Here is a 7,239-nt window from a genome sequence, read left to right on the forward strand (position 1 = left end):
CAGCCGCGGCGAGCGTCGCTGCAGCACTTCCACGATGGAACCTTGCCGCCGTCCGCGCCGGTCCATGCCCACCACGCTGGCGAGCACGCGATCACCGTGCAGCACGCTGCGCATCTGGTACGGCGACAGGTACAGATCGTCGCCGCCTTCATCCGGACGCAGGAAGCCGTAGCCCTCGGCGTTGGCAAGCACCACGCCGGGAATCAGATCCAGCTTGCGCGCCGGTGCGTACCCGCCGCGCCGGCCGAGCAGCAACTGGCCATCGCGCACCATCGCCGTCAGGCGTTTGGTAAGGGCGGCGATGCTGTATTCGTCGTAGAGCTGGAGCGCTTCGGCGATGCGCGCCTCGGTAAGCAGTTCGCCGCGTTCTTCCAGCAGCGCGAGGATGGCTTCGCGGCTGGGTATCGGCTTTTCGTAACGCTGCGCCTCGCGCTCCGCAAACGGATCGTGCTGTCGCCTGGACGCTGTGATGTCACCCGTTTCCATGCCGCGGCGGCGCGCCTGCCGGGGCGCGTCCGCATGGACTTTCGGGGCCTTGGCCGCCTTGCGCGGCACCTTTTCCTTGGGTTGTTTTGTCTTGGTCACGCCCTAGTATCGCCTTGATGCATGTATTCAATAAATGGTTGCGTGCGCCATGGTCGATTGCAGCCCGGGAAGACCAAGAAATAGTTGACAACATGTCCTCCCACCCCTACTCTACGCGGCTCGCACAGCCCGAAAGGCAACGCGACACCTGCCCAGGTGGCGGAATTGGTAGACGCACTAGTTTCAGGTACTAGCGGGTAAAACCGTGGAGGTTCGAGTCCTCTCCTGGGCACCAAGACAGCGCTGCGAAGCACAGCTTCCAGCAGACAAAAACCCGGCAGCAGCCGGGTTTGTCGTTTCTGGCATTTGCGTTTTCACCGCCATGCCCTCCGCGCGTAGGCCGGGATGACAATCCCAGCTTTTTTTCATGAGTGTTAATGCCGGGATTGCTCTCAGCCTACGCGACACGTATTGCCCACCAGGCGAAGGGTATCTTTGCGCATGATTCCACGGGCATCATGACCGCCTCGAAGTGACATCGGTCCCACACGCATGCCACGGTCAAGCTCCTCGCTGGCTCCTGCTTTGTTCGCTGTTGGCGTCTTGCTGATCGCCATGGCCTCGTATCAATGCGGCGCGGCGATTGCCAAGATGCTGTTCCCGATGGTGGGTGCGGAAGGTGCGACGGCGTATCGATTGGTGTTCGGCGCAGTGATCTTGCTGGTGTTGCGGCGGCCATGGCGTACCCGGCATGCGGCAAGCAACAAGCGCGTGCTGTGGGGTTACGGTTTATCGATTGGCCTGATGAACCTGGTTTTCTACTTGGCATTGCAGCGCATTCCGCTGGGCATTGCCGTGGCCGCGGAATTTACCGGGCCGTTGGCGCTGGCGCTGTTTCATTCGCGCCGATGGTTGGACGTCGTGTGGATCGGCCTGGTGGTGGCCGGACTTCTGTTGTTGTTGCCGCCTGGCAATGCACCGACGCGGTTGGATCCGATCGGCGTGCTTTATGCGTTGGCCGCAGGCGTTGGCTGGGCTTGCTATATCGTGCTGGGACAGAAAGCCGGTGCGGTGTACGGCACCGATGCCGTGGCCTGGGGCACGTCGGTAGCCGCTCTGGTGGCTTTCCCCATTGGCTTGGCGCATGCAGGCCATGCACTGTTTACGCCAAGCCTGCTGTTGCCGGCGCTGGGTATTGCGATACTCAGTTCCGCGCTGCCTTTTACGTTGGAAATGATGGCCATGACGCGCCTGCCGACGCGCACCTTCGGCACCCTGTTGAGCCTGGAACCGGCCTTTGCTGCTTTGGCCGGCATGATGTTCCTGAGCGAACATTTGAGCCTGCTGCAGTGGTTTGCGATCGCGGCCATTATCGTGGCGTCCGCCGGAACGGTGTTGAGTGCACGCAAGACAGGGAGCGAGCCTGTGATGCCATAAGCTGGCGTCACTAAACATCCAGATCGTCATGCTCGCGACGGCTTAGTAGTGTCTTATTGCAACAAACCTCTCGTAGAACGAGAGACGACAAAACCGTGCACGCGGCATCAAGGGAATAGAACATGCATAAGCGAGTGGTACGGATCGTGGTTGGATGCCTGCTCGCTACAGGCTTCGCCTGGAGCACGACAGGTACAGCGAAGGCGTGCGACATACCCGCGCCGCTCAAAAGCATCGACCCGCCCGGTTTTTATGACGATGCCACCGGCTATGCGAACGCCGTCAAGCCGATGCGCGACTTTATTGCGAAAGTCAATAAATCCGCCGAAGCGGGCCAGTGGTCCTGCACGCTCGATCTGCTCACCGCTTGGGCGCGCGGCAATGCCTTGATGGGGCCCATCACCGGCTATCAGGGGTATTACGAGCGATCCTGGGCGGGCACCGATTTTGCGCTGGTGATCCTGCGCATGCCGTCGGAGGTAAAGGCCGCCAACATCGACAAATTCGCCGTGATTGATCCCTGGCTGCAGCGCATCGCCATTGCCACGCGCGATGCGGAGGCCATCAATCATCTGCACAACAATCTCGTCTACTGGGCAGGTTTGAATCTGGTCGCCATCGGCACGGTGACGACTCAACCCGATCTCATCGATTCGGGGTTGATCCGTGCGCGCGAAGGTATCCACGATATCGGCCCGAACGGCGCGCTTGAGCGCGAAGTGAAACGCGGCAACCGCGCCCTGCACTATCACACCTTTGCACTGCTGCCGCTGGTGTTTACGGCAGAACTCGTGCAGCGCCGGCATATCGATCTTTATCAGGAAAACCATCATGCGATCGGGCGTCTGGCGAACCTGGTGATCGACGCCGTTCGCGATCCCGCCAGCTTTGCGAAGATCACGCCGGTCAAGCAGGATTTGTTTCCGTGGACGTTCCAGGATGAGCTGTCGTGGATGGAGCCGTATTACGCACACACGAAAGATCCGCGGCTTCCTGCGCTGATCGCGCCGCGCCGGCCGTTCAACGAATGGCGGCTGGGCGGTGACGTGACGGCGGCTTGGGGCGTCCCGTTGCCCTGATGCAGGTAGCTTGGGTTATCCCCGGATCAAGTCCGGGGTAACCCAACCTCCGAAGCGTCACAACTCTCGCACGACGCGAAAACCCACGCGCCCACTGCGAATACTCGCATCCGCACCTTGCCGATACGCCGAATTCGCCTGCTCCGGCGAGCTGCCCCACGAACCGCCACGTATCACGCGCACCGAGCACCCTGGGTTGATCCATGCGCTGCCATCCACCGGCGCGCGTACGTAATTGTCGTGCCAGCAATCGGCCATCCACTCCGATACGTTGCCGTCCACGTCATACAGTCCAAACGCGTTCGGTGCGAAGCTCATCACCGGCGCGGGACCCCAATGGCCGTCGCCATAGTTGTCAAATGCGTGGCTCCAGCGCCGTCCGCTAGGCGAGCGATCCAGTGAGCCGGTGAGGTTTTCCACTTTCGTCTTCGGCGTACCGCTGCCCCACCAATAACGTGATGTGCTGCCTGCACGCAGTGCATATTCGAATTCCGCTTCGCTGGGCAGGCGATATTTCTTGCCGGTGCGCTGGCTCAGCCATTGCACGTAGGCGTGCGCATCGTTCCAGGAAATGTTCACCACCGGCAAAGTGTCAGCGGCGGTATGGCCGGCGTAGTCGTCTTCCCAGGTGGCGTTGGAAACGTCGCGCATCACGCCGGTGCGTTCGTCGTACACGCTTGCGCCGCCCTGCGTGATGGAATCGGGCTTGTAGCCGCTGGCACGCACGAATTCGCGGAATTGCCCCACCGTTACGTCTGTTTGCGCGATCGCGAAACCCTTGTCGATGGCGACTTCATGTTGCGGCGTTTCCGCATCGGTGCGGCCGGTTTCCTCTTCCGGCGCGCCCATCATGAATTTGCCGGTAGGCACCACCACCATGGTCGGCGACTGGCCGTTCATGTCGACATAGCGATCAGTGAACACCTGCCCCGGCTTGAAGCTGGCGTAGAGCTTTGCATTGGTCAGGCGCACTTCGAATTCATCCAGCCCAGCCAACTGCGGGCTGATCGATTGCGCCTGCCCTGCCAGTTGCTTGGCAAGATCGATGTTGCCGGCATCCAGCGCCGAGCGTGCCTGGGCCAACACATTGGCGGCGCGCTGCTGGCGAATGCTGTCGATCTGATTGCGCACATCATGCAATTGCGGCGAATCGGGCTGGATCGGCGTGGCTTCCGTCATCGATTGCTCGGCGCCTGCGAAATCGTTCTGCGCCACCGCCGCCAACGCGCGATCGAGCACCACGCGCTGCACCTGCAGAATGCCTTGTGCCGCCACCGCGTTCTGCGGATCGAGCTTCTGCACCTGGCGATAGACCTCCAGCGCGTTGTCGCCCGCTGGCTTGTCCGCCCTGCCTTGCTGCAACAACGAAGCGGCCTGTGCCAGCATCGGGCGCACTTGCAGCAGCGTCTTCATGCTGGCTTCGAGCGGCGCGACGTCGTTGGCAGTGTTGGGCAAAGCCTTCAAGTTATCCAGCAGCGAGCCCGCCGATCCGGAATCGCCGACGGCGATATCCTGCGTGATCTGCGCAATCAGATGCGTGCGCACCTGATCCAGTCCCAGCACCGCGGCGCGGCTGTCAGCCTTAAGCTTGAGCGCTGCCAGATACAAGGCGGCAGCACTGTTCTTGTCGCCGGCCACATGTCCCGCCTCGAATGCCTTGTCCGCCTTCTCCACCAATGCCTTCACTTCCGGTGGATCGGCGGTGGTCTGCTCGGGCAGCGGTGCGGGCTTGCGCGCCAAGCGTGCGGCGATGACCGCGGTGGGCGCCAGCGTCAACGGTGGACCGGCGTTGAGTTCTTCCTGCACGGAAGGCGTTTCCGGGGTGGCGCGGGTGCGGCTCGACGGTGCCGCGCGTCCCACACCGGGAGCGCTGGGGTTGGCTATCTCTTCCGGGCTCACGTGAAAAAGCTCGGGGAAGAAGTGATAGGTGAGGCCGAATGCCAGCACGAGCACACCAAGCGCGCCGCCGAATACCCCTTGGCGTTGTACGGTTTCCTTGCTCGGCATGGTGGGCGTTCCGCGGCTGGCCTGCTATGGTTCGCTGCTTACCATATGGCACCACCGATGATGGAGCAATCGCGAATCGCTTGTTCCGTGATCTTGAAGGAACGCACATGCCCCTGCTCTCATCGCCGCCCCAGGCAGACTGGATCGGCCAACGCAACGACCTTGAACAGTGGCTGGCCGAGTTATCCTCCGGCGGCGTGCTGGCGCTCGACACTGAATTCATGCGGCGCAATACCTTCTATCCGCAGTTTGCCTTGCTGCAGCTTGGCCTGAAGGGCCGCTATGCGTTGGTCGATCCGCTCGCCTTCGAGATCGGCGACGCCTTGCAGCCGCTCAACAACCCGCACATGATCACCGTGATGCACAGCGCCAGCGAAGATCTGGAAACGCTGTCGCCCCACCTGCCGAAAGGCCCGCGCGTGCTGTTCGATACGCAGATTGCCGCGGCCTTCGTCGGCATGGGGCTGGGCATGAGCTATCGCGCGCTGGTCGCGGAACTGGTCGGCGCGGAATTGGACAAGGGCGAAACGCGCTCGGATTGGTTGCAGCGTCCACTCACCGCTTCCCAGCGCGAATACGCCACGCTGGACGTGGTGCATCTCGAAACGGTGCATCAACAACTCGCCGAACGCCTGGCGCAACGCGACCGTACCGCCTGGCATGCGGAAGATTGCGAACGGCTCAAGCGCAAAAGCTGCCAGCGCGAAGGCGATCCGCAGCCGCAGCTTGCCTATCGGGGCGCAGCCGAATGGCCGCGCGAGCAACAGGCGCTGCTGCGACGCATCCTGCTCTGGCGCGATGCCACGGCCCGACTTTTGGACAAGCCGCGCCCGTGGCTGCTGGAAGACGCACTGGCCCTCAGCCTCGCCCAACAGCCGCCCAAATATCAGGAAGAACTGGATCGCCGCTGCTCCGGCCAACGCGCCCTGCGTTCCTCGCAGCGGGTCGATTTGTTCGAGCTGCTGCAGCCAGCCGTCAGCGCCGACGAAATCGCCAGCACCAACCCCATCCCGTCGATTCCACAAGGCAAGGCCAAGCAGGCCCTGGCCGGCATGAAGCAATGCGTGGACACCCTCGCCGCCGAACTCGACCTGCCAGCCGGTCTGCTCTGCTCGCGCCGCGTGCTGGAAGAATTCGTGGTCACGGCCCAATGGCCGGATTCGTTGGAAGGCTGGCGCCGTGGCCTGCTCCATTACCGCCTCACCAGCCTGCTGCCTGGGTAGCCCCAAGGGCTTGGCCCTTCCCCGCTCCGCTGCTACCATGTGCAGCTCGCGTGGGGCGGTAGCTCAGCTGGGAGAGCGTCGCGTTCGCAATGCGGACCCGACTCATCGAACAACCCGGTTAATTCTGTTACCTCAGTAACTTAGCCGCCCATTCCCATCGACGTTGTTTCGGTAAGTGCGTCGTAAGTGCGCACAGCGTAGCAGCTCACGCTCAAAATTTCGGCACCCAACTGCGCAGACTCCAGAACGCAAACCGTTCTCGTCCTTATCCGGTTACGCGATAGCAGTGCGTCTCTAACTCCGCTCCCCCAGCGCGTCCAGACGCAGTTGGTATGTCAGGACCCCGTTTCGCAGCTCAAACTCGTTCAGATCGAAGGGCGACACCAGGCGTCCCCTGACGCAGGCGTAGAACGCGAGGTCCTGGTTGCCAAACTCGTCGAAATACTGGATGAGCCCGCGGGCTTCGATTTCCTGGTGGACGTCCCTGATGTCCCGGCCTTCCACGCCAAGACAGGCATCAATAATGTGCTGCCCAAGCTTATGCGCCAACGCGTCCCTTCGCTTGTGTTTGCGAAGTGCTGACTCCGATACCGAAACAATATGGAAAAAACGCATCGTGACCTCCAGGTCGAGTGAGTGATGCGCTTACGCTAGCAAGCCGGTGTCGCGATGTCGGGCAGGAATTTCAGGCAATTAAAGAACGCATCACTTGCATAACCCACTGCATTCAACTCCTACAAACGGGCGCGCAGTTCTTGCTTATTTCTCTAGGCGCAGCATCACCCAACGCCGCTCGATTCCCTCCACCACGGCATTCACCGGTTGCTCCCCAAACACTTGAGCGTGCTCCGCCTTGGGGACGGAAAGCACCTTGAAGCCCAGCCCGATGCCTTTTTCATTGCTTAAGTAATAGTTGACCGTGGCCCAGGAATCCACCGTCCAGCCCTTGGTGCGCCACTTCGGATGGA

General features: G+C 61.7%; 7 protein-coding genes and 1 tRNA gene. 4 read left to right on the forward strand and 4 right to left on the reverse strand.

Going from position 1 to position 7,239, the window contains the following annotated elements:
* Positions 1 to 486 (reverse strand): winged-helix domain-containing protein (locus VJR68_RS06505; RefSeq protein ID WP_324146864.1); only part of this gene is annotated, 486 nt, incomplete at its 3' end.
* Positions 487 to 735: 249 nt separating this feature from the next.
* Here VJR68_RS06505 and VJR68_RS06510 point away from each other — a divergent pair.
* The 3 genes from VJR68_RS06510 to VJR68_RS06520 all read left to right on the forward strand — a co-directional run bounded on the left by VJR68_RS06510 (position 736) and on the right by VJR68_RS06520 (position 3,041).
* Positions 736 to 820 (forward strand) — tRNA-Leu (locus tag VJR68_RS06510).
* Between the two features lie 257 nt (positions 821 to 1,077).
* Complete coding sequence (locus VJR68_RS06515) at positions 1,078 to 1,962, forward strand: EamA family transporter (protein ID WP_324146858.1); 885 nt, start codon at positions 1,078 to 1,080, stop codon at positions 1,960 to 1,962.
* 122 nt (positions 1,963 to 2,084) lie between these two features.
* On the forward strand, positions 2,085 to 3,041 hold the full coding sequence (locus VJR68_RS06520) for a mannuronate-specific alginate lyase (protein WP_324146859.1): 957 nt from the start codon (positions 2,085 to 2,087) through the stop codon (positions 3,039 to 3,041).
* A 57-nt stretch (positions 3,042 to 3,098) separates the two neighbouring features.
* Here VJR68_RS06520 and VJR68_RS06525 read toward each other — a convergent pair whose 3' ends face one another.
* Positions 3,099 to 5,048, reverse strand: coding sequence for an SUMF1/EgtB/PvdO family nonheme iron enzyme (locus VJR68_RS06525; RefSeq protein ID WP_324146860.1), 1,950 nt, complete (start codon positions 5,046 to 5,048; stop codon positions 3,099 to 3,101).
* Between the two features lie 107 nt (positions 5,049 to 5,155).
* Between VJR68_RS06525 and VJR68_RS06530 the strand changes: the two genes are divergently transcribed.
* Positions 5,156 to 6,271: a ribonuclease D gene (locus VJR68_RS06530; protein WP_324146861.1), complete on the forward strand. Its 1,116-nt coding sequence runs from the start codon at positions 5,156 to 5,158 to the stop codon at positions 6,269 to 6,271.
* Between the two features lie 294 nt (positions 6,272 to 6,565).
* Here VJR68_RS06530 and VJR68_RS06535 read toward each other — a convergent pair whose 3' ends face one another.
* Together VJR68_RS06535 and VJR68_RS06540 are read right to left on the reverse strand one after the other, a co-directional pair.
* Positions 6,566 to 6,886, reverse strand: coding sequence for a hypothetical protein (locus VJR68_RS06535; RefSeq protein ID WP_324146862.1), 321 nt, complete (start codon positions 6,884 to 6,886; stop codon positions 6,566 to 6,568).
* Between the two features lie 144 nt (positions 6,887 to 7,030).
* A partial coding sequence (locus VJR68_RS06540; RefSeq protein WP_324146863.1) for a hypothetical protein occupies positions 7,031 to 7,239 on the reverse strand: 209 nt, incomplete at its 5' end.

It is taken from the genome of Dyella sp. (genome assembly GCF_035277725.1).
Taxonomy (GTDB): Bacteria; Pseudomonadota; Gammaproteobacteria; order Xanthomonadales; family Rhodanobacteraceae; genus Dyella_B.